Origin of the sequence: Anaerotignum sp. MB30-C6 (assembly GCF_030908465.1) — a bacterium.
Classification (GTDB): domain Bacteria; phylum Bacillota; class Clostridia; order Lachnospirales; family Anaerotignaceae; genus Chakrabartyella.
In genome coordinates this window covers 988,410-1,014,147 of the sequence record NZ_CP133078.1, presented here as the reverse complement: position 1 = coordinate 1,014,147, position 25,738 = coordinate 988,410, and the positions used below count along the sequence as shown (strand labels likewise).

21 protein-coding genes and 1 other annotated feature are annotated in these 25,738 nt (G+C 39.7%); of the genes, 4 read left to right on the top strand and 17 right to left on the bottom strand.

Translation table 11 applies throughout. The annotated features are described in order from the left end of the window. Positions 1-20 precede the first annotated feature (20 nt). From RBQ60_RS05290 to RBQ60_RS05235, 12 genes are all read right to left on the bottom strand, one after another. Positions 21-998 (bottom strand): hypothetical protein, encoded by a 978-nt coding sequence (locus RBQ60_RS05290; RefSeq protein ID WP_307885532.1) that lies wholly within the window; start codon positions 996-998, stop codon positions 21-23. 225 nt (positions 999-1,223) lie between these two features. After that, entirely contained in the window at positions 1,224-1,709 is a 486-nt protein-coding gene (locus tag RBQ60_RS05285) for a QueT transporter family protein (protein WP_307885531.1), read from the bottom strand. A gap of 463 nt (positions 1,710-2,172) precedes the next feature. After that, on the bottom strand, positions 2,173-2,505 hold the full coding sequence (locus tag RBQ60_RS05280) for a cupin domain-containing protein (protein WP_307885529.1): 333 nt from the start codon (positions 2,503-2,505) through the stop codon (positions 2,173-2,175). Positions 2,506-2,991: 486 nt separating this feature from the next. Beyond that, positions 2,992-3,954, bottom strand: a complete 963-nt coding sequence (locus RBQ60_RS05275) for a P1 family peptidase (protein WP_307885528.1) — start codon at positions 3,952-3,954, stop codon at positions 2,992-2,994. A gap of 194 nt (positions 3,955-4,148) precedes the next feature. Further along, a complete protein-coding gene (locus RBQ60_RS05270; RefSeq protein WP_307885527.1) occupies positions 4,149-5,804 on the bottom strand; it encodes an OPT/YSL family transporter in 1,656 nt (551 codons plus the stop codon). A gap of 60 nt (positions 5,805-5,864) precedes the next feature. Then, on the bottom strand, positions 5,865-7,511 hold the full coding sequence (locus RBQ60_RS05265; RefSeq protein ID WP_307885526.1) for an amidohydrolase: 1,647 nt from the start codon (positions 7,509-7,511) through the stop codon (positions 5,865-5,867). 212 nt (positions 7,512-7,723) lie between these two features. Then, the gene (gene panF, locus RBQ60_RS05260; protein ID WP_307885525.1) at positions 7,724-9,229 is read right to left on the bottom strand and encodes a sodium/pantothenate symporter; all 1,506 of its coding nucleotides are present in this window, start codon (positions 9,227-9,229) and stop codon (positions 7,724-7,726) included. Beyond that, positions 9,226-9,522 carry a YhdT family protein gene (locus tag RBQ60_RS05255; protein WP_307885524.1) on the bottom strand — a complete coding sequence of 99 codons (297 nt, stop codon included), beginning with the start codon at positions 9,520-9,522 and terminating at the stop codon, positions 9,226-9,228. Before RBQ60_RS05255 ends, panF begins: the two co-directional genes overlap by 4 nt. Positions 9,523-9,595: 73 nt before the next feature. Beyond that, positions 9,596-10,516: a ketopantoate reductase family protein gene (locus tag RBQ60_RS05250; protein ID WP_307885523.1), complete on the bottom strand. Its 921-nt coding sequence runs from the start codon at positions 10,514-10,516 to the stop codon at positions 9,596-9,598. A gap of 57 nt (positions 10,517-10,573) precedes the next feature. Next, positions 10,574-11,404 carry a 3-methyl-2-oxobutanoate hydroxymethyltransferase gene (gene panB, locus RBQ60_RS05245; RefSeq protein ID WP_307885522.1) on the bottom strand — a complete coding sequence of 277 codons (831 nt, stop codon included), beginning with the start codon at positions 11,402-11,404 and terminating at the stop codon, positions 10,574-10,576. Between the two features lie 44 nt (positions 11,405-11,448). Next, the gene (locus tag RBQ60_RS05240) at positions 11,449-12,228 is read right to left on the bottom strand and encodes an IclR family transcriptional regulator (protein ID WP_307885521.1); all 780 of its coding nucleotides are present in this window, start codon (positions 12,226-12,228) and stop codon (positions 11,449-11,451) included. A gap of 856 nt (positions 12,229-13,084) precedes the next feature. Beyond that, positions 13,085-13,525, bottom strand: a complete 441-nt coding sequence (locus tag RBQ60_RS05235) for a metal-dependent transcriptional regulator (protein WP_307885519.1) — start codon at positions 13,523-13,525, stop codon at positions 13,085-13,087. Positions 13,526-13,635: 110 nt separating this feature from the next. On the opposite strand from RBQ60_RS05235, the gene RBQ60_RS05230 reads away from it, so the two are divergent. Both RBQ60_RS05230 and feoB read left to right on the top strand, forming a co-directional pair. After that, positions 13,636-13,869 carry a FeoA family protein gene (locus RBQ60_RS05230; RefSeq protein ID WP_307885518.1) on the top strand — a complete coding sequence of 78 codons (234 nt, stop codon included), beginning with the start codon at positions 13,636-13,638 and terminating at the stop codon, positions 13,867-13,869. Between the two features lie 22 nt (positions 13,870-13,891). Continuing rightward, positions 13,892-16,036 (top strand): ferrous iron transport protein B, encoded by a 2,145-nt coding sequence (gene feoB / locus RBQ60_RS05225; RefSeq protein ID WP_307885517.1) that lies wholly within the window; start codon positions 13,892-13,894, stop codon positions 16,034-16,036. A 436-nt stretch (positions 16,037-16,472) separates the two neighbouring features. Here the strand turns inward: feoB and RBQ60_RS05220 are convergent, their stop codons facing one another. The 4 genes from RBQ60_RS05220 to RBQ60_RS05205 form a co-directional block, all read right to left on the bottom strand. Next, positions 16,473-18,590, bottom strand: coding sequence for a methyl-accepting chemotaxis protein (locus RBQ60_RS05220; protein ID WP_307885516.1), 2,118 nt, complete (start codon positions 18,588-18,590; stop codon positions 16,473-16,475). An 823-nt stretch (positions 18,591-19,413) separates the two neighbouring features. Continuing rightward, complete coding sequence (locus RBQ60_RS05215; RefSeq protein WP_307885515.1) at positions 19,414-20,187, bottom strand: ABC transporter ATP-binding protein; 774 nt, start codon at positions 20,185-20,187, stop codon at positions 19,414-19,416. Continuing rightward, positions 20,180-21,070 (bottom strand): ABC transporter permease, encoded by an 891-nt coding sequence (locus tag RBQ60_RS05210; protein ID WP_307885514.1) that lies wholly within the window; start codon positions 21,068-21,070, stop codon positions 20,180-20,182. Before RBQ60_RS05210 ends, RBQ60_RS05215 begins: the two co-directional genes overlap by 8 nt. A gap of 44 nt (positions 21,071-21,114) precedes the next feature. Then, entirely contained in the window at positions 21,115-22,113 is a 999-nt protein-coding gene (locus RBQ60_RS05205) for an ABC transporter substrate-binding protein (RefSeq protein ID WP_307885513.1), read from the bottom strand. A gap of 132 nt (positions 22,114-22,245) precedes the next feature. After that, positions 22,246-22,490 (bottom strand) — a binding site (T-box leader). A gap of 554 nt (positions 22,491-23,044) precedes the next feature. Between RBQ60_RS05205 and RBQ60_RS05200 the strand changes: the two genes are divergently transcribed. Both RBQ60_RS05200 and RBQ60_RS05195 read left to right on the top strand, forming a co-directional pair. After that, entirely contained in the window at positions 23,045-23,491 is a 447-nt protein-coding gene (locus RBQ60_RS05200) for a hypothetical protein (protein WP_307885512.1), read from the top strand. 236 nt (positions 23,492-23,727) lie between these two features. Beyond that, the gene (locus RBQ60_RS05195; RefSeq protein ID WP_307885511.1) at positions 23,728-24,204 is read left to right on the top strand and encodes a YbhB/YbcL family Raf kinase inhibitor-like protein; all 477 of its coding nucleotides are present in this window, start codon (positions 23,728-23,730) and stop codon (positions 24,202-24,204) included. A gap of 99 nt (positions 24,205-24,303) precedes the next feature. Here the strand turns inward: RBQ60_RS05195 and lpdA are convergent, their stop codons facing one another. Next, complete coding sequence (lpdA, locus tag RBQ60_RS05190) at positions 24,304-25,707, bottom strand: dihydrolipoyl dehydrogenase (protein WP_307885510.1); 1,404 nt, start codon at positions 25,705-25,707, stop codon at positions 24,304-24,306. Positions 25,708-25,738: the final 31 nt, after the last annotated feature.

The following is a 25,738-nucleotide window of genomic DNA, read 5'->3' as shown; positions in this document are numbered from 1 at the left end:
ATCTAAATTGTATCATCTAGCTAATTCTCTTCATTATTTGCGTGGATTCCTTGGTTTTTTGTCCACTCTAATTGCTCTACTTTAACGGTATCTTGGCTTCCGTCCGCCCTTTGTATGAAATGAGAACCTTCTACAAACCCAACCAATACATAGGGGCTGTTATCACTATCTTCCAGCACTGCCACGGCCTCCCCCGTTTCTTTTTCCAAAGCTTCGCCAATTACAAACCTTTGCCACGGCTCAGACCAATAAAACTCTTTCATTACAACACGACTACTTTTCTGATGAAACTTAGAAGCTTCTGGTAATCTCTTCTCTGCATTTCCAGCAGCCAAATATTTTTGATAACAAACCAAATCCAGTCTGGGGAAATTTCCTTCCCAGCTCCATGCTGCTTCCGCATCTTCACGTACCCATTTCCAACCGCTAAGCTCCTTTAATTCTGAATTATCCCATGTTTCATTCCATGCCTCATCAATTTTAATGGGGGTGCTTAAAACTACTTCAAATGCATTTTCATTATCATATAAATACCCATGAAGAAATGTGGCACTTTCATAAGCTTCAATCTGATTGGTAGTTTCTTCTATAATAATAATGTCCTGACCTAAGGCTTCTATGGGTACAAATTGTATATTCTCAACATCAAAAAAACTGCCAATATCTCCGACGAATTCGAATAGCTCCCCACTTGAGGTATACGCTGCAACCACTGTATCCTTGGAGCCAAAACGAGCAGAAACAACTACATCCCTTTCTTCTGTTTTATTTACATTCCCATAATAAACCGTTACATTCTCCAAATCCTTCAGCCTATAAATATCTGATTTTCCTGAGTTTTCTAATATATTTTTTGCAATTGCTTCTTGATTGTTTCTTTCATGGGAATTTGACATCTCTTTTCTTGTTAGTTTCCCAGTTTGCCCATAAATCCCCGCCGTATATCCTCCCACTAATACACAAATAATGGCAACAATCACCCATCGTTTTCGCTTCATTTTTCCACCTCCCCCAACAATATATGCCCAAAAATAAGAAAATATTGCAACTCACGAAAAGTTAAACTAATCAGTAAAATAGCCTTTTCATATTGCATCTTATATTCTAATTTCTCTTTTCACCATGTTTTTATCATTTTTTATAAGACGCCAAAACAGTGAAATAAATAAAATTAGGGTGCCATCGCTTTTCACAATGACACCCTAATTTAATAATTTCTATTTTTAAGCTAGTTTTAACCTAGCCATAAGCCCGGGATTTTTCATCACCTGGCGGAACACGACATATCCTATACAGGATACTGCCAAAAATTCACCAAGGGCAACAGTAATCATCCCGAAAATCAAAGGACATTCCCCTAGTAAGTAAAGCTCAACACCAATGAAGGCATTGAAAAATACAGGCCATAAACTGGCACCGAATAAGGTTTTACTACGGGTAATTCCCCAAAGTGCCGCCGCAGTACAAGTGGTTCCAAAGAAAACATCCATCAGACCAAAAGGACTAAATAGGTTGGCAATAAAACAGCCTAAAATTAACCCCGGTATGTAGCGCTTATCGATAAATGCCAAGAGAACCAGAACTTCAGAAATTCGCAATTGGATAGGACCGAATGCCAAGGGCGCAATAGCTGTTGTCATAACAGCATATAGTGCGGCAATCATGGCTGTCACAACCAAAAGCCTTGTAGAACCCGTGTTTTTTTCCATAAAAAAAACCCCCTGTTTTTTATTCACGAGATGGTGGGACAGATTTTCCGTCCTTAGCAAGGAACATCTCATATGTTTAATTATACTAACACAAGTATTATACAGGGGATTCGAGGGAATTGCAAGGGCTATTTTGCAGGGTTTTGTGTGCTAGAAACAAGGGGTCTTTTAAACTTCTTATATCATTTATTTGGTGTAAACTAGACGTATTCCAGTGTGACAGAAGCCTAGATTCATCAATGATCAAAGAAAGGTTGTTTATGCTGTAAAAAAGTATACCTTATGAAGCCTATCAAAGCGTTTCAAAATAAAGTAAGGGGCTTACATCAAGCCTTATCTTCGCTACGCTTGGTAAAACTTTTACCCTCTCACAATTGCCAGTGGTTTTACGCTAAGGATAAAGTATAAAATGAATCATAAAGAAACTTCTTCTTTCCCTTCTGTCTGTAACATCTCTTGTTCTTTAAAAAACAACCACCAATAGCATTTTAAATTGTTCTTTACCAAACACAGCGTGGGGATGCTTTGCAGGCATTACAATAGATTCCCCCTCTTTTAACACGTATTGCTCCCCGTCTATTGTTATTTGTCCTACCCCATCTAAACAAGTAACGATTGCATCACCATTGGATTCATGGGTGCTAATTTCTTCACCTTTGTCAAAAGAAAAAATTGTTATGCTCACTGCCGCATTTTGTACCAAAGTTTTACTGACAACTTGACCTTCCTGATATCCAATCTGGTCTTTCATCATTAAAACCTGTGCTTTGTTAATGTTTTTTAACTTCTCACTCATTTTTATCACCTCATAAATTAGTTTTTATGTTACATCAGCGCTATATTATAGTATTTGTTAAATTAGTTAAATTTCATACTCCCTCTTTATCCCTCCTCTTTGGCAAAAATTCTATCTCATTATTTGCCATACATTTTAATAACGATCATGATGCCTTACTATAATTCTTCAGGGGTCTTTTCCAATTCACCATATAATACCTTCCCAAGCCACGCTTTGCATTCGCCATAAGCAACTGGCCTATAAATTCATTTATAGCTCTATCATATACTTTTAACCAATTAAGTTCTGTTGTAAAAACAACATCTTACAAGTATAATTCTAAACATACTATTTATGCTCTATGGTTTAGGATTTGTAACAGACGTTCAATCGAGTTTTCAATTTTGCAATCTTTATTTACCCAAAAAACCCGACTGAGAAAATCTCAATCGGGTTTATCATTTCAATCTAATTTTTATAAAAATTTATGCAAAAGCAAAATATTTAATTAAAATCCCTAGCTGCTTTTAGGCCATAGGCTGGTTCTGCAGCCTTCACACCTCGACAAATGGCTCTCGCCATAACCTCTGTTGCAAGGGCACCAAGGGCATCTACCCCAACCTCCACTTCTCCTGTGGCCATCACAAAAATGGTGTCTCCATCAGCAGAAGTATGAACAGGGCTGATGGCCTTCGCATAACCATTATGTGCAATGCTAGCAAGCTTATTCGCCTGATCTTTTGTAAGCTTTGCATTGGTTATGATACAGCCAATGGTTGTGTTACCTGAAAAAACATTTCTCTTTTTGCCAATTTCCCTATACATCACTTCTTCGGTACTGGATAATGCAGACTTATCTTCCGTGAGAATCCCTGCAATTCGTTTTCCCGTATCATAATCAATCACATCTCCAAGGGCATTGACTGCAACCACTGCTCCACACTGAACATCGCCAATTTGCACCCCATGGATTCCAAGCCCCCCTTTCATCATTCTATCTAGGCCTAAAAATTTCCCTACAGAAGCACCTGTACCAGCCCCTACATTCCCTTCTTCAAGTTCACAGGTTCCAGCCACATTACAAGCTTCATACCCCATGGCCTTATCAGGTCTGCACTTTGCATCGCCAACAACCAAATCAAAGAGGGATGCTCCGCAAACAATAGGTACAACACCAACGCCAACGTCAAAACCCACGCCCTGCTCCTCTAAATATTGCATGGCACCGTCCCCCGCTGCAAGGCCATAAGCACTGCCGCCAGAGAGCATCACACAATGAATTTGCTGAACCATATTGACGGGGTTTAAAAGTTCTGTTTCTCTGGAAGCGGGCCCGCCCCCACGCACATCAACCCCCGCCACTGCGCCTGATTCGCAAATAATAGCGGTGCATCCCGTAGCACCCTCAAAGTTTTGGGCGTGTCCAATTTTAATACCTTTTATTTCTGAAATTTTAATTTCTTTCATACACATTTCCTTTCTTTAAGTAAAGGCGGCATTCGCCGCCCTTACATATTATCAAATTATCTTTAAGAATAAAACCCACCTAGCCCTTATTTTGGTGACTTTTTCTCAGGAAAGGCATAAGCTTTCTAGAGTTTTAATCATAGGGAGTTTCTGCTTTCTTCCTTATAAATACCTTATAAATACCTTTAACATCTCTAGGCGATAAACTGTACTGCCATGATAATCGCAATGATTACACCAACCACAGCCTCGCCACCTAAAAGACCAGCGCCAATAATCGTCCCTTTGCCTTCTTTTTCAAACTGAGGATAAAATTTATCAAGGCCAAAGCGAATGGCCGCACCAATAAACGCCGTAAAGGACAGATAAAACGGTAGATACACACCAAGTCCAAGGGTCATGACAGGATAAAATCCTAGTATGTAAAGAATCGCAGCAACCACAAGGCCAGTGAGAAAGGCTGGCACATGGGATATTCCCCCTGCCATTGCCGCAACAGCCGATGCCTGTGCTGCTGGGAAAAGTTCAGGATTACCGAAAGCAGAAGGACCGTAAGCCTGAATAATCGCCATGATTACAAATACGGATATAACCGCTCCAACAAGGCCGCCAACCAACTCTCCTGTCCACTGTGCCTTGGGGCTAGACTTCAAAATACTCCCCGCTTTAAAATCATTCATAACGTCGCCCACAAGACCACAGGCAATTGCAACAACTGCAGCGATGCAGATGGCTGCAACCTCTGTGATTCCAGGAGAGCAAAGTTTTGCAAGAATCAGTACAAAAATACCAAACACTTCCATGGGGTTAATGGCAGACATCCCCACCGTTTGACAAGACATGGCTGTGGCAAGCCAAACCCCAATAATCGTGATAATTGCTGCCACGATGGGCACATCAACGACAATTACATAAAGAGCCGCAAAAACTGCCATCATGATAGGGGCCCACCTTAGTGGAACAATGGAATCACCAATGGAATCCTTCGAAACCATTGAACCAAAAATGGCCTTAAAATTCGGAAAAACGTTTTTAATAAATACACCCAAACCTGTTCCTACCATCATACCAAGTCCAAGTCCACTCTTAATATTAGCTGCTGTTACCCCGTCATAAAAACCAAAGTGCTGACCGCCAATTAAAATACCTACGTCACCGATGAGCGCCCCAAGGAACCACACACCTACGAAGATGGGGCCTACAAGGTATCCAACAGAAACAAGCATAGGTGAAAGCCAAACACCACCGTAGGAACCGTAGTTCATCCAACTGCCGCCGCCAAACCAAAGAACAGCCGGAATCTTCATAAACCAATCACGTAGTGCTGTCCAAATAGCGGCAAAGCCCAAAGCCCCAAAAAGTGTTTGGGCTTTCTTCCCTCCTTCGTCGCCTACAATGAGGGTTTCCGCCGCCGCTTGACCCATGGCATAGGGAAGGTTTGAAGTTTCAATAAACTGCTTTCTCATAAGAGAGGTGAAAATAAGCCCTAATACAGTACCACTGATTGTAATGACAAGGAGTTTTGCAATACCTAAATCCGAATCAGGATACAGCATATAGATTGCCGGAATGGTGAAAGCTACACCCCCTGCCACCATAGAACCGGCTGACATTGCGGTGTGCGTCACGTTGATTTCATTGATATTGGTTCTGCCCAGTGCTTTCAACGCAAACATGGATACCAACGCAACAAACATGATGGGGAATGGCAAAGATGACGCCTTCAATGCAATAAACATAGATGAACATGTTACAATCACAACGCCGATGATACCGATAATCATACCACGAACAGTCAGCTGTTCCTTATATGATGCGGCATATTTCACACCCTTCGTTTCTTGAGCCATGGTTCAATTGCCCCCTTTCCTATATAACAAGTAAAACGCCCAACAACTTCCATTTTCTTATTATATTTGATATTCAATAACGCCGTCAATCATGGTTATTTCCACTTGCAGATTCATAATGTCCATAGAGGGCACAGAAAGTATATCATCGGATAGAACAATCAAGTCTGCCAACTTTCCAACTTCCACACTGCCCTTTATGTCCTCTTCATAAGAGCTATATGCTCCATGTAATGTGGCACAGCGAATGGCTTCCAAAAGGGAAACAGCCTGTGTTTTGTCACACTGATACCCCACTGACCTGTCATATCGGTTTACAGCAGAATCCAAAACAGCAAGACCTGCAGGATAGGATGGAGTATCGCTATGTAGAGAACATTTTATGCCAGCTTCCAGCATACTACGAATGGCACAGATGTATTTATTTCGCTCCTCACCATAGAAGTCAACAAATTGTGCTCCCAGCTTCTGAATGGAAGACACGTTTACACTTGGGCAGATATTCATCTTTGCCATGCGCTCTACCAAATCTTGATCCACGATGGTACAATGCTCAATCCTGTGGCGAAGGTCATGTCTTGGGTTGGTTTCAAAGGCTTTCTCGAAACCTTCCACCATAAACTCAATGGCCAAATCGCCAATGGCATGGGCCGTGGCCTGACATTCCCCATCGTTTAATTTTTTAATATACTCCGCCACCTCTTCCCGTTCCCAGTCTCTTTCCCTAGGCAGATCGGGGTCGTGAGAAAACGGTTCCCTAGTTGCGCAAGAAGGGCCACCAGATCCCCCATCAATCATAAATTTTGAACTGCCAATCTTAAAATGCTCATCGCCAAGGCCACTGGTTAAACCCAATTCCAAGAAGTGCTCATTTTCCGCCAAGGAATATCTTTTCCCAAAAATGCTATGTAGCATCATGTAGGAACGAACTTTGAACTTACCCTCACGGCATAACTTCTGCATAATATGATAGGACGGCTTACCGCATTCGCCGCAGTCATGAATGGAAGTAATCCCATTTTCCAAGCAGTGTTGATGTGCTTTCATTGCCGCCTTTTCCTGATCCTCTTGTGAATACTCCACCTTCCCCCAAAGCCAGAAATGGGTATGCCCCCTGACCATTCCAGTTAGTTTTCCTTGGACAACCTCTACCTCATCCTCGGGATATTTATTAGAGTCCTCCACCGTATACACATCTAAGTATTCCAACGCTTTGGAATTATACATGCAGATATGTCCTCCACCATGCATACAATGCACAGGGTTATTGGGTGCCGCCGCATCTAGCTCATCAATCGTCGGGTGGCGCTGTTCTGGAAAAAGCGATGGCTCATAGCCCATCAAGGAAATCCATTGTCCAGGCTTTTTTATTTTTGCCGCCTCCTGAACCAAATTTAGCATCTCGGCAAGAGATTTGCAGTTTTCCCAAAAGACATCAATCATGGGTGCCTCCAAGCCCTTTCCTAAAAGACCAGAAAGAATGGGGTGATAATGGGTATCTATCAAACCCGGCATCAAAGTTTTGCCTTTTAAGTCAATTATTTTTGTTTTCTCGTCTAATATTTTTGAAATATCTTTGTTAGAACCAACAAAAACAATTTTATTGCCTTTCAAGCCAACAGCCTCTGCAATTTCGTCCTTAGCATTTACAGTAATCACCTTGCCACCGATAAAAGCCGTATCTATGTATGAAAAATCAAACTTCATGGTCTCCTCCCCCCTGTCAAGACTACCAACCTGTTTTATTAATAGTTGAACTTAAATACCCATGGAAAGGCATTTTCAACATCTATTTTTAATTTAAATTTCTCTCTGCGCTGCGTTATCAGTTCGTGGCCCCACCGTGTAGTGGGGCACTTCTTTTCCTGTGTTTCAAACAAACCCAATCAGCCCGCTTTTGTCTTTTATTTTAATCCATTTTACGAATAGAACAATTTCAGTGTTTCTTCATCAGGGTTCTTACCCATGTAACTGCCAACAATAAAGACCACAATAGAAACCACGATGGATGGTACGATAGGAGACATACCAAAAACAGTTACTTTATAAGTAGTCATAAGCAAGAAACACACAACACCAATCACACTAGATAAAATGGCACCCGTAGCATTGGCCCTCTTCCAATATAACCCAAATAAGATTGGACAAAGGAACGCACACTCCAGGCCACCCATAGCGAAAAGATTAATCCAGACAATCAAGTCCGGAGGATAAATGGTGAATACAAATACGATGATGCCTACAATTAATGTAGTAATCATACTCATTCTACCGATTTTCTTGTCAAATTCAGGGTTAGCTTTTTCCGAGTCATTTTTTTCCTTAACAATATAGTTAAGATAAATATCCTTCACAATGGCCGCCGAAGCCAAAATCAACAAGGAAGATACCGTTGACATAACTGCAGATAGGGGTGCCGCAATAAACAAGCCAGCCACTACTGGATTCATATATTTTAATACCAAAGTAGGCACAACATAATCAGAAGACGTAATTTCAGATGGGTCTAAAATTGCCGGTGCAAATGCTCCAGAGATATGCATAACCAGCATGAGAAAGCCTACTACGATGGTACCGTAAATCATAGCACTATGAAGGGATTTTGTGTCCTTAAAGCCCATCCCCCTTACAGCCGTTTGGGGAAGACCCAGTACACCAATACCAACCAGTACCCAGAAGGACATTACATAAGCCTTTGGTGTTGTGCCCCCCACAGTAGGGTCACTCCATGTGGGATTGACAACATTCAATTTTTCAACAATGGCTTGAAACCCTCCGCCTACACTTATAATAGTAAATAAAATGAGGAAGCCCCCTAGAACCATAACAAGGCCTTGTATGGTATCTGTCGTTACCACTGCTTTAAATCCACCGATAGTCGTGTAGAGGATAACAATAACCCCAAACAGCAACAATCCGTAAATATAAGGAAGTCCCGTAATTGACTGGAACAGAACAGCCCCACCAATAAATTGAGACATCATTTGGGCAATAAAAAATAGCACAAGGGCTAGGGAAGAAATGATAACCACAGCTGGTGATTTATACCTTGCCTTTAAGTAGTCTGTTACCGTTACTGCATTTGTCTTTCTTGAGATGATGGCAAACTTCTTGCCCAATATCCCTAGAATGATAAAAGCCGTGGGAACTTGAATGATGGATAAATATACCCAAACAAGGCCTTTGGAATATGCTACACCAGGGCCGCCAATAAAGCTACTGGCACTTGTGAAGGTGGCAATCAATGTCATGGCCAGAACAAGACCGCCCATAGACCTTCCCCCAATAAAATAGTTGTTGATAAACCCTGTCCCCGCCTCAGCGTCAAGCTTCGCTTGTTTTTTACTGATATACAAGCCAATGCCCAAGTTTGCAAGGAGATAAAGCACCAAAACAGTCATTAAGGTCAACGTATATGAATTCATCCTCGTTCCTCCTCTCCACTGCCTTCATCCGCTGTTTCATCAAGGCTAAAGTCTTTGAAAAACACCTTAACTACAACAATTACGGCAACACAGAATAAAATATAGCCCACAACACAGCTTAGGAAGAACCATAGGGGTAACCCCATAATATAGGTATACCCTTTGGTGTCACCCGCTAAGCCATAGCCAGTGAAATACCACCATAAAAAGAAAGCCACATAAAGGCCCAGAGATATAAGGGCTTCCTTTTTCATTTGAAGATTTCTTTCCTTTTCCGTCAGTTTTGGTACCATATTATTCCCTCCTTTAATCAAGGCTCTAATTACCTCTGCGTCCACTCCCACGGACAATATCAACTTACCAACCTTACTTTTCCTTTTCGAAGTAATGAATCAGGTTACAAAGCAGACGGTTTACCGGGGTAGGAACGCCTACACGGTTGCCTTCTCTCACAACGGCACCATTAATCATATCAATTTCTGTGGGTTTATGATTCAACACATCTTGAAGCATAGAAGATTTATTTGACGCCGTTGCCTTACAAACATCCTTAGTGTGGGCCACTGGATCTGCAAAGCCTAAAAGAATTCCCTTGGCATTTGCAACTGCAATACCTTCCTTTACCGCCTGTTCTAATACTTCTTCGATTTCAGGGTGTTTAAGAAGCTCTCCATTTGTGAGTTTTGTTATTCCTGTCAGTGCATTAATCCCCACATTAACAAGAAGTTTATCCCACACAAGCCCCATTACGTTTTCTGAAATCTCAACTTTCAATCCTGCAGCAGAAAAAATTGCTGTAATTTCTTTTATTCTTTCGCTGTTTGTACCAGAAAGTTCTCCGATAATGGTCTTTCCCACTCCTGCATGCCGCATTCTTCCAGGCCCCAACATGGTAGCACCATGGGCTGTGGTTCCAGCTATCACATTTTCCATGCCAATCTTTGAACCGATTGTATCAATATTGCCCAATCCATTCTGCAAAGTCAGGGCCACTGTATTTTCTCCAAACACAGCCTTATTTATTTCTACAGCCTGTTCCGTCAATGTGGATTTCACAAATATAATTGCCAAATCAACGATACCAACCTCCGCTGCATCTGTTGTGGCAGTCAATTGATTATAATGCAACAACGCACCATCTTCTTCCATGTAGAGCCCTTCTTTGTTGATTGCATTTACATGTTCTTTCCAAACGTCAAGGAGAAAGACTTCAGAGTCTGACACTGCTGACAGCTTTCCTCCATAAAGGCAACCCATAGCTCCTGCGCCAATTATCGCAATTTTCATCTAATCGCCCCCTTTCTGCATAAAGATAAACTTACCGCTAAACTTCTTTCATATTCATTAATATAACTTAGGAATATCTACTTGTTTATTAAAAGAAAATTCTGGAGATGGGAAGCTTCCATCCAAGGTTTCTTTATGGAATTCGTTCAGTCCTTCCACCATAACCTGCCTTACCTGTGCAAACTGTTTTACAAATTTCGGCTTAAAATCACCGTACATACCCAGCAAATCCTGGGTTACAAGAACCTGACAGTCTACGTGAGATCCAGCACCAATTCCAAGAATCGGAATTTCCACCGCTTCCGATATGGCTTTACCAACACTGGAAGGAACACATTCTAATACAATTGAAAAACATCCCGCTTTTTCTAACTCAATTGCATCCTTAATCAGCTTCGCCGCACTTTCGGGTGTGCCACCCTGCACTTTAAAACCACCCAAAGAAGAGGCTGTTTGGGGAGTCAGACCAATATGCCCCATGATATTAATACCCACTCCAGCGATGGCCTTAATCTGGGGAAGCATTTCTATGCCGCCCTCCAGTTTCACGCAGTCACAATTTGTTTCTTTAATGAGTCGAACGGCATTGGCCACTGCAAGCCCTGGCGTAATATAGGATCCAAAGGGCATATCTCCAATAATCCATGTATTAGGGGCACCCTTTACCACTGGACGGATATGATGCACCATGTCATCCATGGTTACGGATTCTGTTCCCTTATAACCCAACATGATCATACCTAAAGAATCTCCTACCAGAATAATGTTGCAATCGCTTTCATCAACAATCGTTGCCGTTGTGTAGTCATAAGCAGTTACAAAGCTAAACTTTTTACCCTCCTTTTTAAATTTTTTGAAATCTCCCACTGTCATTTTGGTCTTTGCCATGGCTTATTCCTCCTTTAAATAATGAATGGTTTATTTTATAAGTGTTATCTTTTGTGACCTAGCTCATTCGATAGTGTCTCCGCCGTGTTTTTAACAAGATTCACATAATACTGCCTTTGTTCCTCTTCTTTATACCTAAGCTTTGGCATGGAAATACTAATGGCAGCAACAGGATGATTCCTGTAATCAAAAATGGGTGCAGCAAAGGAAATTAAACCGTCTACATATTCCTCTCCATCTTCTGCATATCCATTTTGCCGAACAAGTTCCAATTGCTGTAATAACTCCTCCTTGCTGGAAACCGTCTTTGCTGTACGTTTTTTAAAACTTGTATTTTCAATGATTTTAAAAAGCTCCTCCTGGGGAAGAAAAGCAAGGATTGCCTTCCCCATTCCAGTGCAGTACATGGGAAGGGCTGTGCCCACTTCAATTCCTACTTTTATGGCAGAATTACTCTCCATTTTATCGATGTATACGATGTTAATACCACTGTGCATACATAAATTTATTGTTTCTTTTGTTTCTTCTGCAACTGCTTCTATGTATGGCCTAGCAATTTCTTTGATACTCGTTCTTTCAATAATACGATTTCCAATGGTGAAAAGCTTAATGCTGTTTGCATATTTTCTGCTAAAAGGATTTTGCACAATATATCCAGCTTCTTTAATGGTATTTACCAAACGATGTACAGTCCCTTTATCCATGGAAAGGGCCTGACTTAGTTCCCCAATTGAGAGCTCTCCAAACTTATTTAATTCTTCAATAATCTGAAATGCCTTAAATATAGACTTGACATAATTTTCCCTTTTTGAATCAGCATCCATTTTACCCTATCCTCCCATAACACTATGCTTTCTTGTAAGCACTTCCGTTGCAGTTGGAACAAAAATCGTGCAGCTCAAGCTTTATTCTGACTACAGACAAAAATTGTTAAACAGATTTATAAAAAACCTTTGTCTTTGGTGAAAATTCGACTTGCATCTACTAGAATATCAAAATTACACATTCAACATGCTTCCAGAAATGTAAAAAAGCCCAAATATAAATAGCCCTCAGGACATAAGATCCTGATAAAGAATTCCCATGCAAATTTCCCATCAACTCGAAATCAAAAGCTAAAGAACAACCTCCCCGCTTTCTCTACTGTCGTTTTAATTGGTTTTGCTTAAAAACTTCTTATAGCTACATTTATTTTTCGGCTTCATATATCATAATACGAAACATTATTTCGCATTATGATATTATTTATTTCATTTTAATATAATAATTAGGAGAAAGCAATGTATAAAATAGATGAAATTTACTTATTTTAAATTATGTTTATTTATTCTATTAGGGAAAATTATACAATAAGATTTTTAGGGAAGAAAATCCTGTATGGATACCAATTCGTTTGCAACATCATGGCAAATTTTAGAAATGGAATTAATATCTTGGAATTTATGTATATTTTGATAGTATAAAGAAACTTTACTTCTTTAATTACCTAAAAGTAGTGAAAAATATTTTAGTCCTACTTACCTTGGTGGAAATAGAGCTTTACCAAAGCGATTTTCTTTTGTTAGCTTAATTTGTTCAAATCCAATTTGACTCTAATAAGAATAAAAACCTAATACCCTCGTCAATATCCACCATCTTTAATTCGTTTTTTCCTTACAAACTGCTGTAAGTCATCTACTCTCATGGCTTTTTCAATTCAGATTGTAAACATTTCGTAAGTTTACTTAAATTCTCTACCGTTCTATGATTTAAAAAATGTTCAATTTTCTCTACCTGTTCCAACTCATTTTCCGATTGATTTAAGACACATAAAAACCGATGGATTACTTCATGGCGGTATAAAAGATACTCTCCCTCTGCTCTACCTAGTTCTGTAAGACTTATCTGCCCATACTTTTCGGAATTCACATATCCCAAATCCTTTAACTGCTGCACCATTTTTGTTACAGATGAGGGCTTTACATTCAACATCTTTGAAAGGTCGCTCACTCGTACACTGTTTTCGTGTTTGAAAATTCGGCAAATCATTTCTAAATAATCCTCCATAGCTGAAGTTAATTCTACGGCTTCATTCATTTGATAACCTTTTAAGGTGTAAAACTCGTCAGATATACTCATCATTATGTCCCCTTAATATTTACATCCACTGACAAACACATTTCTCTTTTCAAAGAATACTATGTTCATAGAAAGTTTCCTTAACCTAAATTTATTCGAAAGGCGGAATTGCTATGAATACAAATTCACTTAATGATATAAACCCAGGAGAACACGCCATTGTAAATACACTCCTCTCCACAGGAAGTATGCGTCGGCGCTTGCTTGATATCGGGTTAGTAGAAAATACCAATGTTGAGTGTTTAGGACGAAGCCCCGGTGGTGACCCCTCTGCATTTCTCATTCGAGGTGCTGTAATTGCAATTCGCTCGGAAGATTGTAAGAATGTGATTGTAACTCGTCAATGATATTAAATTTTGGAGGTGTAAAATGGGCCTGACAAATAGCTCTATTGGAATCAAGGCAGTAGATTCCGGCTTGGAAATTAAAAAACAATTACCCGGGGATAAAGTAATTGCCCTTGCGGGTAACCCGAACGTTGGAAAAAGTACAGTATTTAATGGTCTTACGGGTATGAACCAACATACAGGTAACTGGCCAGGAAAAACAGTTACAAATGCCCAGGGGTATTGCTCTACGAAAAATCACTCCTATGTTCTGGTAGATATTCCAGGGACCTATTCTCTTATGGCCCATTCAGCAGAAGAAGAAGTGGCAAGAAACTTCATTTGCTTCGGCGAACCTGATGTGGTAGTGGTTGTATGTGACGCTACCTGCTTAGAACGAAACCTGAACCTAGTATTACAGACCCTTGAAATATCAAAAAATGTAATTGTCTGCATTAACCTTATGGATGAAGCAAAAAGAAAACACATCAAAATTGACCTTAATGCCATTTCTAAAAGACTGGGTGTGCCTGTGGTTGGTGCTGTGGCAAGAAAAAAGAATAGTCTGTCCACTCTTATGGAAGTTGTTGATAAAGTAGTAGATGGCAATATTAAGGCGACTCCACTTAGTATTCAATATCCAAAAGAAATCGAAGAAGCCATTGGTGTTCTAGAGCCCGTTGTAAAAAATAAGGTTGGCGAAATGTTGAATAGCAGATGGCTTAGTTTAAAACTATTGGATCAAGATGAGTCCCTCGTCAGAGAAATCAATACTTATCTTGGCTATGATTTTTTAAATGATGAGGAGTTAAACGAAGCCTACGCTCATGGGAAAAGTATTCTTGATTCGTATAAAATCGACTCAGATTTGCTTAAAGATAAGATTGTTTCTTCCCTCGTAAGGAAAGCTGAAGAAGTCTGCTTAGGGGCTGTTACCTTTGAGAAAGAAGGATACAATGCCTCTGACCGAAAAATAGATAAAATCTTAACCAGTAAAGTAACAGGCTACCCCATTATGCTGGCTCTTTTGGCATTAGTATTTTGGCTAACCATTACTGGGGCAAACTATCCCTCTCAAATGTTAGCCGATGGGCTCTTTTGGGTTCAAGACCGTCTAACGGAATTCTTCCAATATATGAATGCCCCTAATTGGCTGCATGGTATCTTGGTTCTTGGCGTTTTTCGTGTTTTGGCTTGGGTTGTTTCTGTCATGCTACCGCCTATGGCAATCTTCTTTCCATTATTTACCCTTCTTGAGGATGCGGGTTACTTACCCAGAGTTGCCTACAACTTAGATAAATCTTTTAAACGTTGTTGTGCTTGCGGAAAGCAGGCATTGACTATGTGTATGGGATTTGGTTGTAATGCAGCTGGAATTGTTGGTTGCCGTATTATCGATTCCCCTAGAGAGCGGTTGTTGGCAATACTCACCAATAACTTTGTTCCATGCAACGGTAGGTTTCCAACTTTAATCGCAATATTAACAATGTTTTTTGTAGGTACTGCAGGCGGTGCATACTCATCTATTGTATCTGCTTTATTACTAACGTCCATTATAGTATTGGGTATTTTCGTAACCTTCGCAGTAACAAAAATACTCTCCAAAACATTATTAAAAGGTGTTCCATCTTCCTTCACCTTGGAGCTCCCACCCTATCGCAAACCACAAATCGGCAAAGTCATCGTCCGCTCCATTTTTGACAGAACCCTATTTGTGTTAGGCAGAGCCATTGTCGTTGCTGCTCCTGCCGGTATGGTTATTTGGCTAATGGCCAACATAACCGTTGGCGATACAAGCGTTTTAAATCACTGTGCTTCATTTTTAGATCCTCTTGCAAGACTTATGGGTCTGGATGGAGTCATTCTCTTGGCCTTTATACTGGGTTTCCCAGCAAATGAAATTGTCGTTCCAATTATTATCATGGCTTATATGTCTCAAGGCAGTATCCTTGAATTAGATAGTTTGGTAGAGATGAAGGAACTGTTCGTAAACAATGGATGGACCTGGATAACTGCCATCTGCACCATGCTTTTTTCACTTATGCATTGGCCTTGCTCCACCACGTTACTGACAATAAAAAAGGAAACAGGTAGCTGGAAGTGGACTGCTTTAGCCGCTGGAATACCCACTGCCGTTGGCATTATGTCCTGTATTTTCTTTGCAACGGCAGCAAGAATATTTCTGTAAATCTTTCTCTCCTAAAGCTTATTCCACCAACACTTATGTTTCAAAGATTCACGTATATCCCCATATGAATTTATTTTAAGGCATATCGAACTTCGATATGTCTTAATGCTTTTTGTTCTTATATGACTTGTATCCCTCCTTTACACCCACTGTGTTGACAACACTGGTATCCTGATTTATTCGAGTAGATGCACGTACAAAGACAGATCTACTCCAATATTCTATAAAAAGCATTTGACTTAAAATTATTTACTAAATCTTGCCCCCACCTCATTATTTCATTTTCAGATAAATACACCGGCAACACTCTCCCTTGACTTAAATGCTCTTCAATGAAGAAAACCTCCAAGCCGATTCATTCCTTTACGACTTGGAGGTTTTCTAGTACTTTATATTATTTTACAAAGTTAAGCTTACATTAAGGTGTGAACCTAAATTAATACTTGTAGTCGTCACCATCTTCATAGGTATCGAATTCATATTCATCGTACTGGGGCACTTCAACATTTTCATGGTAACTATCTCTAGCCACTATATCAGACTTCAATGTAAATTTAGATAAGAGCTCTTTTAGTAATTGTGCCTGTGCTGACAATTCTTCGCTTGCCGCAGCTTCTTCCTCAGCCGTAGCACTATTGGTCTGCACAACCGCAGCAATTTGCTCTACACCCATGTTAACTTGTGTAATTGCCTCTGCCTGTTCAATGCTTGCATCCGCAATATACTGAATAATTTCTGCAGACTGCTCAGAACCACGAACAATTTCTTCTAAGGAATTTGCGGTACGATTTACAATCTGCGTACCTTTTTCGATTGCATGCAGTGAGCTTTCAATTAATGCAGATGTATTCTTTGCACTTTCAGCCGATTTACTTGCAAGGTTACGCACTTCGTCAGCTACTACGGCAAAACCTTTCCCTGCATTTCCTGCTCTTGCAGCTTCAACCGCAGCGTTCAAAGCCAAAATATTTGTCTGGAATGCAATATCGTCAATATTTTTAATGATTTTACTAATTTCATGGGAGGTACGGCTGATTTCTTCCATTGCTTCAACCATAAGTTTCATCTGCCCCTGCCCATTGGTAGTTGCAGTAGACGACTCTTGAGCAATTCCCCTAGCCTTTGTAGCATTTTCAGCTGTTTGCTTAATCTGGGAAGATATATCGTTCATTGTTGCAGATAACTCTTCGATGGAGCTGGCCTGCTCAGTCGCCCCTTGTGAAAGAGCCTGTGCCCCACTGGAAACCTGATCGGAACCGGAAGCAACCTGTTCTGAAGCCAGATTAATTTGGGAAAGAGTATCATTCAACATTTCTGTTGTAGAAACCAACGCATCTTTGATGATTGCAAACTCCCCATCGTAAGATTGTTTGAAATCAAGCTGTAACTTACCATCGCCAATCTGTTTTAACAGTTCAGAAATTTCATTTATGTATGCAATATAACCCTTAAGCCGAACCACAGTTTTATTAAATGATGCTGCTACCAACGATGTTTCATCATTCGTTTTAATATTTATTTCAACATCAAGATCTCCTTCTGCAATTCTATCAGAAACATCTGCCAATTGGCGTAAAGGTCTTACAATATTCCTTGCTGCAATATAAATGATTGCGCAAATTGCCAACATAATAATACCGATTATGAAGAATAATATCTCCTGAACTTTTATAAAGGGCCGTTCAAATTCTTGATTTGGCATTGAAGAAACTACCTTCCAACCGGTACTACCAATGGATGAAGTAAAACCATGGACTTTTTCGCCATTCACCTCATACTTAACAACATCAGCGGAGACATTCGTTAAAATATCTTTTGCCACCTGTTCCACAGGCAAATCGGAAACAGCTTTCATAACATATTCTTCGTTAGGGTGATATAAAACCGTATTATTCTTGGTTACAAAGGAATAATAGCCTGTCTCGCCTAGCTTCAAACCGCTTAAAATTGTTGTTAACTGGTTCAAGGCCATATCAACACCAAAGGCACCAACCATTTCACCATTGCTATAAACAGGTGCCGCAATCGTTACTACTAATTGCTGGGTATTTACATCAATATAGGGTTCTGAAATAGCCACCCCCAGTCTTTCCATCATTGAGACGTACCATGCACGCTCAGTGATTACCCAATCTCCGCCCAACTCAGATACAAATCCGTCGGACATAACGAGCTGACTGGAATCAAGATCCCCTATCCATGCTGCCTGTATATTTGTTGTATCAAGGTATGCAAGTTGCTTTAACTCATTTAAAATACTTTCATATTCAGGAGAATCCACAGCCCTCGTGTCAGTTGTTAAATCGCTCATATAATTTTTAAAAGTATCATTAACTGCACCTGTCTTAACCAAAGACATATAATCTGCAAAGAATTGGCTAATTTGCCACGAGGCACTAATGGAACTGCGCTTAATCACTTCATTGGATTGTTCGCCAATGCTATTTTTTACATTTCCAACAACAATAAAAATAAGAACTAAAAACATGATAACTGCCGGTACAATCGTTGTTAGAATCATTTTTCGTACAATGCTTTTCGTAAAATACTTCATACTAACACCCTTTCTTCCCCTGTTCCATCGTTTTCCTTGCATACAATCTTAAATACTCCAGGCTGTATAATAGTTCTCCTCAAGCCCCTCTTCCTTTAGCACTTCTGAGAATGGTCAGATGCTTTAAAATCTTCTTGCAATAGCAAATTTTAATCACCCTACACAAAAAATCTCCACCCATTAGACACTATAACTGCTTAAAGCCCACGCGTGTTGTCTAACAAGGCAGAAATTTCATTTGAAATAAATTCGCTTGTGCCTAAATCCCTCCTTCAAATTAAAAGCCTAATATGCTTTCATTTGCGCCTACTCCTCATCACCTATTTACGAGAAAAGCCTTCTTTACTATGGTTAAATACACACAAAACAATAAGTAATTTGAACCTTTTTGTCTCCAATAAAATAAGTAGTTGAGACAAAAGCTTATTAATTTCTGTACTTCATTAATAAAAATTATATTTCTTCTCGTTCCCGCTTCTCATAATTGCTACTCGTATTGTGAAAAATTGTATATCCTTAATTTAACATAAATTCAATTGTTTATCAATCAAATTATACTAAAAAAAAATTATCTTAGACAAAATTTTGTTTATTTCTTAAAAAATTTACTTTTAGGTAAATTTATAAGGATGTATTTATTTGAGAACCAAGAATTTTTTTAAAATTTCATATTGATTGCTATAAAATATAACCAAAACCTCCATTGGAGAGATTTTACTACAATTATTACCTAGGAATGTTGTTAACTATATAAAAGTGCGGCTTTTTCTCCTTGATATCTATGGGGTTTGTAGCTAGTTTTCAGCAAATAAAAAAGTGCGGCTTAATTGCCGCACTCAATACTAATCGACGTAAAGACATCTAAAATATCTTCCACTTTCATATTTTTCTTTTCATCTTCAGCTTTATCCATAACCATCCCGCCTTTATCCATCATGATTAAGCGGTTACCATATTCAACTGCATACCGTAAGTTATGGGTTACCATCATAGCCGTTAAATTTTTCTCTTTTACTACTTTTGACGTTAAATCCATAATGATTTCAGCTGTTTTCGGGTCTAACGCCGCCGTATGCTCATCCAAAATCAAAAACTCAATGGGTGTTAGTGTTGACATAATTAAAGCTGTAGCCTGACGCTGACCACCAGACAAGGCGCCCAATTTAACGTGCATTTTGTTCTCCAAGCCCAGGCCCAAAATAGAAAGCTGTTCTTTGTAATAGTTTTCTCTAGACTTATTAATTCCAAAAGAGAGTCCAAAAGGCTTTCCTTTGTTATCTGCCAAAGACATATTTTCCAACATTGTTAAGTTAGGGCAAGTACCCATAGACGGGTTTTGGTACACTCGCCCAATAGAGCGGTATCTTTGATAATCCTTCATTTTAGCAATATCTTTGCCACCAACCAAAACCTCTCCACCCTCAATGGGAATGCTGCCACAAATGATATTTAGCATGGAGGTCTTACCACTGCCGTTACTGCCTACAATGGAAACAAACTGACCATCGGTAACAGTAAGGTCAAACTTATCAAACAAGCACATTTCTGTAACTTGCCCAGGGTTATAAATTTTTGTTATATTTTTCAATTCAAGCATGTTCCGCACCACCTTTCTTTCTGTCCCCCAAAACAAGGACTGCCAGGAACAGTACAGCCATAGCCAATTTTAACAAGTTTGCAGGAAGACCCATACTGATTGCAACTTGAATACAGATTTTATAGAATACGCTACCTACCAAAACAGCAGTGGTGCCTTTTACAAAGCCAAAGCGTCTAAACAACGTGGTACCAATGATAACCGTTGCCAAACCAAATACCACCTGACCTGTACCCATGGTACTGGAAAAAGCCCTTTGTTCCTGACAAACTACACTACCGCAAAGAGCAACCAATGCATTTGCTATTACTAAGCCCAAAATCTTCATTGTGCCTTTGTCTTTTGCCAAAGTGGTAACCAGCGTACTGTTGTCCCCTACTGCCCGTAAAAGCAAACCGTTCTTGGTCTTTAAATACAAATCTAACAAAATCTTTACAAGCAAAGCAATGACCAAAGCAACAATAAATTTGCGATACATCAAAGACATAGATCCTAATAGCGCCATTGTGGGTTCTGCGGTAAAAATAGTATCAATGGCACGTTCTACTGCAAGATTGGATCCTGCAATTTGAAGGTTAATGGAGAACAAAGCAGTCATAGTAATGATACCTGCCAATAAGTCCCGTACGCCTAATCTAACGTGCATAAACCCTGTTGCAAGGCCTGCCAAAGCACCAATGGCTGCTGAAACCAAAAGCACCAAATATGGGTTCATTCCGTTTACCAAAAGCACTGCCGTAATGGCCGCTCCCAAGGGGAAACTGCCATCAACAGTCAAGTCTGGAAAATCCAATATTTTATAGGTAATAAAAACACCATAGGATAACAAAGCATAGATCAAACCCTGCGTAAGTGTACTGATTAATAAATCAACAAAAACCATACTAAAAACCTCTTTCTATTTCCTCTTCCAACCTTGGAAAACCCTTAGTTTGCTGCTTCAATGGCTTTTTCAGCAATATCAGCGGGAACTGTAATTTCCAAGTCTGTCAAAGCCTGAGAATTCACATATGTGTCATAGCTTGAAATTGTTTCGTAAGGCATTTCTTCTGCTGTTGCTTCGCCCTTTAAAATTTTTGCAGCCATTTCACCTGTCTGTTTGCCTAATGCGATATAATCAATACCTGCAGAAGCCACACAGCCTAATTTTACCTGCTCAATTTCACTGCCGTAAACGGGAATATTGGCATCGTTTGTTTTTTCTAAAATAGAAGGCAAAACCCCTACCACGTTATTATCTGTCAAGTTTGAAATACAATCCACACCTTTTGCGATAATGCTATCTGCTGCCTGTAAAACTTCTGCCTGCTGTGTTACACCGATGGTTTCAATTGTAAAGCCAAACTCGGGGCCTTTTTCCTTATACTCTTCGATTGCAGCTACAGAGTTAGGCTCGCTTGTTGTATAAAGAATACCGATTGTTTTTGCTTCAGGCTGTAATGCACGAATTAATTCAAGCTGTGCCTCAACAGGCAGCTTATCGCTGGTACCTGTGATATTGCCTGTATCTAGTTTCGCCTTAACTGGGTCTGTAATAGCTGTAAAAATCACAGGAATGTCTTTATCTTCCGCTGCTGCGTAGCAAGCCGTTGCCGAGGGTGTTGCTACTGCACACATCAAAGCTACGTTCTTGGCGGAAAAGTTCTGTGCAATCTGCATTGCTATGTTATCATCAAAACCGGCATTCTGGTAATCAACAGTGTAATCTGTGCCTTCTACCAGACCACTTTCTTCTAGGCCCAATAAAAAGCCCTCTCGGCAATTATCCAAAGAAGCATGCTGTCCATACTGGGAAATACCGATTACAGGTACATTTGCATTTGCGTTTGCACTATCGCCTTCCGTTGCACCCTCATCACTACTACTCCCGCAACCTGCCAAAGTTGCCATTGCTAATACCAACGCCATTGCTAAAAATTTCTTCATACCACTCTCTCCTTTTTCTCGTCTCATTTTTCCTAATTCTCATCTCTTCTAAACCTATGTAACCGTCCAAACGGGCATCGGATTTATCCTATTTTCTTTCATAGACAAAAAGAAAAAGCCTTATCCCATACACTATGGGACAAGACTTGGAAATCCTGCGATACCACCCAAATTGACGATAAAATCGTCCACTCGCTCACTGTACAATTATACAGTCCGTCTGGATAACGGGTACGGTTCCCGTCGGGTACTACTCGCCGAAGCTTTCGCCCGCCCTCATAAGTCCATTCACCTAACGCCCTACTGTTGCAATCTCACCACCTGCAACTCTCTGGAAGCGGAACAAAAAGGTTACTCCTCTTAATCATCAGTTTTATTTTAGATATGGTAATTATAGCATTCTAATTTAAAATGTCAATATAATTTAGATAATTATTTTATAAAAAAAGAAAACATTTTATATCACCAAAGCAAATGCCATGATTGCCAACGTCTTAAGGATTCAGAATTTAAGTTGAAAGCTGATGATAATTTAATGGAATGCTTAACCAAGTAAAGAGCATGAAAAAAATAAATCAATCATCGATTTTTTTACTGGTGCTGGTACTGGCATAGTCGTTTCGTGCTTGTTTCACCCCATTCTACTAAAAAAATAGTTGTTTTTCTTATTGGAATTACAATGATTGGAATAGGGTGGTATAGAAAAGCTAAATACGACAAAATGATTTTTCAGCACTTAGGAGCCTGAAATAGAGGGATAGCTAGAACAGCCATGACTTAATGAATGTATAGTACCTTATCGCATGGGAATCAAATTTCAAGAAAATTTTCAAATTTTTATTATATTAAAATTTTGCAATCTGTATTGTTAAAGCATATACTATCTGCTATGCTGTAAAAAAAGGAAATAACTAACTTTAGGGGGAAAAGAATGAAAAGAAAATCTTATCTATTACTGCTATTTGTTTTTTTATTATTATCAGCTTGTTCCAATCCTGTTGCGTCAAAAAACACAATGATCATAAAGCCGAGCCAATTTTCCGCCGAAACACAAGAAGTACTAAGTATTTTTGATGACGAAGTTTTCTTTTTTGATTATAGCATAGACGAAACAATAAAATCCTTTTCAATTAATTTATGGGCATATCAAAACGGTGAATGGGTTGAAAATGGAGCGACTTATGGAGAGGAGGAGTTTTTAAGAAATAGAATAGCCATTTGTACAAGTAATAACAATTTTGATCTATTTACTATCGATGAAACCGGTTACACCAAGTTCACTGCACCTGTAAGCGAAACGTATTTCTCAGATTGTAAATCTATTGCCTATATGCCGCTAACGAAATCTACACCTATAGAATTAAACTTTTATGGCTAAAAATAGGTACAGACAAAGATAATTTAAACATGAGCATGGGTAGCGATTTTAGAAAATCTGTTTCCACCGCTGGTGTTGCAGTAACAGTAACTTTTTCTGATAAAGAAGCAGAATAATACAGCATAACACGAAATCAGGGAAACCTTGTTTTATATAAGCTTTAGTCATTGATGAGAAATTTATTTCCTGCTATAATGTAAAATAAAGGATTTTTATATATAATGGGGTGAATGAATTTGAGTCAATTAGAAGTTGCAATTCCAGCTTTCAAAGAGGGAGAATGGATTCCAATAGAATATACAGCAAGAGGAATAGACATTTCTCCTGAAATACATATAGCAGAAGTGGATGAACACGCTATTTCAATTGCAATTACGTTAGATGATGTGTCCCACCCTCTATTCAAAAACTACAATCATTGGCTAATTTGGAACTTACCAATTGTGTCAGTTATTCCTAAAGGCGTACCAAAGGGAAAAACTTCTGGAAGTCTCGATGGTGCTATGCAAGGGGTCGCCTATGGAAAGCATTGCTACAAAGGCCCTAAACCGCCGTTAAAAATGATACACTTCTATACTTTTACCATCTATACATTAGATACCAAATTAGATTTGCCTATAAAATCTACTCGTGAAGACTTTTTTAAAGCAGCCGATGGACACATTCTGCAAAAAGCAACTTATACAGGAAAATTTCAAAGTCGCAGAAAATAAATACAATACAAAGATAGGGCGTCACCAAAAGGGTGACGCCCTATCTATATCCATGGAACCTTTTTCTCTTTTGTATAACCAAAATATACCAAATTAGAATTATTTATTAGGTATATGGATTGCTCTTTTTTCTGCCGCTAAAGCTGCCTCACGCACAGCCTCAGATACCGTAGGATGGGCATGAATTGTATTGATAACCTCTTCTACCGTTGCTTCCAAACCAATGGCAAGGGCCGCCTCACCAATCATATCCGTTGCTCTTGGTCCAAGGATATGCACCCCTAAAACTTCGTTATATTTCTTACCGTACAAAATTTTGATAGCGCCAACACCGCCGTTGGCAATCAGAGCTTTCCCATTGGCAAAGAGAGGGAAATTTCCCACGCCGTAGTCGATGCCCTTTTCCTTTGCTCCATCTTCCGTTAAGCCAACCCCTGCGAATTCAGGCATGGTATATACACAAGAAGGATTTGTCTTGCTATCAAAAGCCGTTTTATGTCCAAGAGCATTTTCCGCCGCAATCTCACCTTGGGCAGAAGCAATATGGGCCAACATAATTTGTCCCAAGCAATCGCCGATGGCATAAACATCCTTTACGCTGGTTTCCATATATTCATTCACCTGAATTTTACCTCTATCATGACGGATACCAACTTTATCAAGCTGTAATGCTGCTGTGTCCGTTTTTCTGCCTACAGCAACCAAAACCTTTTCAGCTTTAAAGGCTTTTTTCGTCCCCTTGACATCCACCTGAACCTCAGCTTTCGTCCCGGATTTTCCAACAGAAAGAACCTTTGCTTCTGTCAAAATCTCCATACCTTTTTTCTCCATCAAGCCACGAAGCATTGCTGTCAATTCCCCTTCCATCATTGGAAGAAGTTTAGGCATAGCCTCAACAATTGTCACCTTTGTGCCAAAAGCCTGATACGCTGTTGCCAATTCCATACCAATCACACCACCGCCGATTACCAAAAGACTCTTAGGTGGGTTCTCCAAAGAAAGAGCCTTTGTTGAGTCGATACAAGCAGGGTTGCCCTCCACCCCTGGAATGGGAGGAATGGCAGGCACAGAGCCAGCAGCAATGATAATTTTATCCCCTGAAAGGGTTTCTACTTTGCCGTCTTTCTTCTTTACAGAAAGGGTTTTCGCCCCTGTAAAAGATGCTTCCCCTTCAACAACTTTCACTTTGTTTGCTTTTAATAAACCTGTTACACCGCCAACCAACTGATTGACAACGGCACCCTTTTTTTCCAAAACCTGTTTCCAGTCGTAACCTTCAGATTTTACCTTGATGCCATACTCCGCCGCATGGTTCATTTCTTCCATAATTTCAGCGGCATGAAGCAAAGCTTTTGTGGGGATACAACCAACGTTAAGGCAAGTACCACCCAATTTATTTTTTTCAATCAAAGTAACTTCTGCGCCAAGCTGTGCTGCACGAATTGCCGCAACATAACCACCGGGGCCACCGCCGATTACAATTACACTTGTTTTATTCGCCATAATGATTTATCGGGTGGCTCCATTTTAAAGG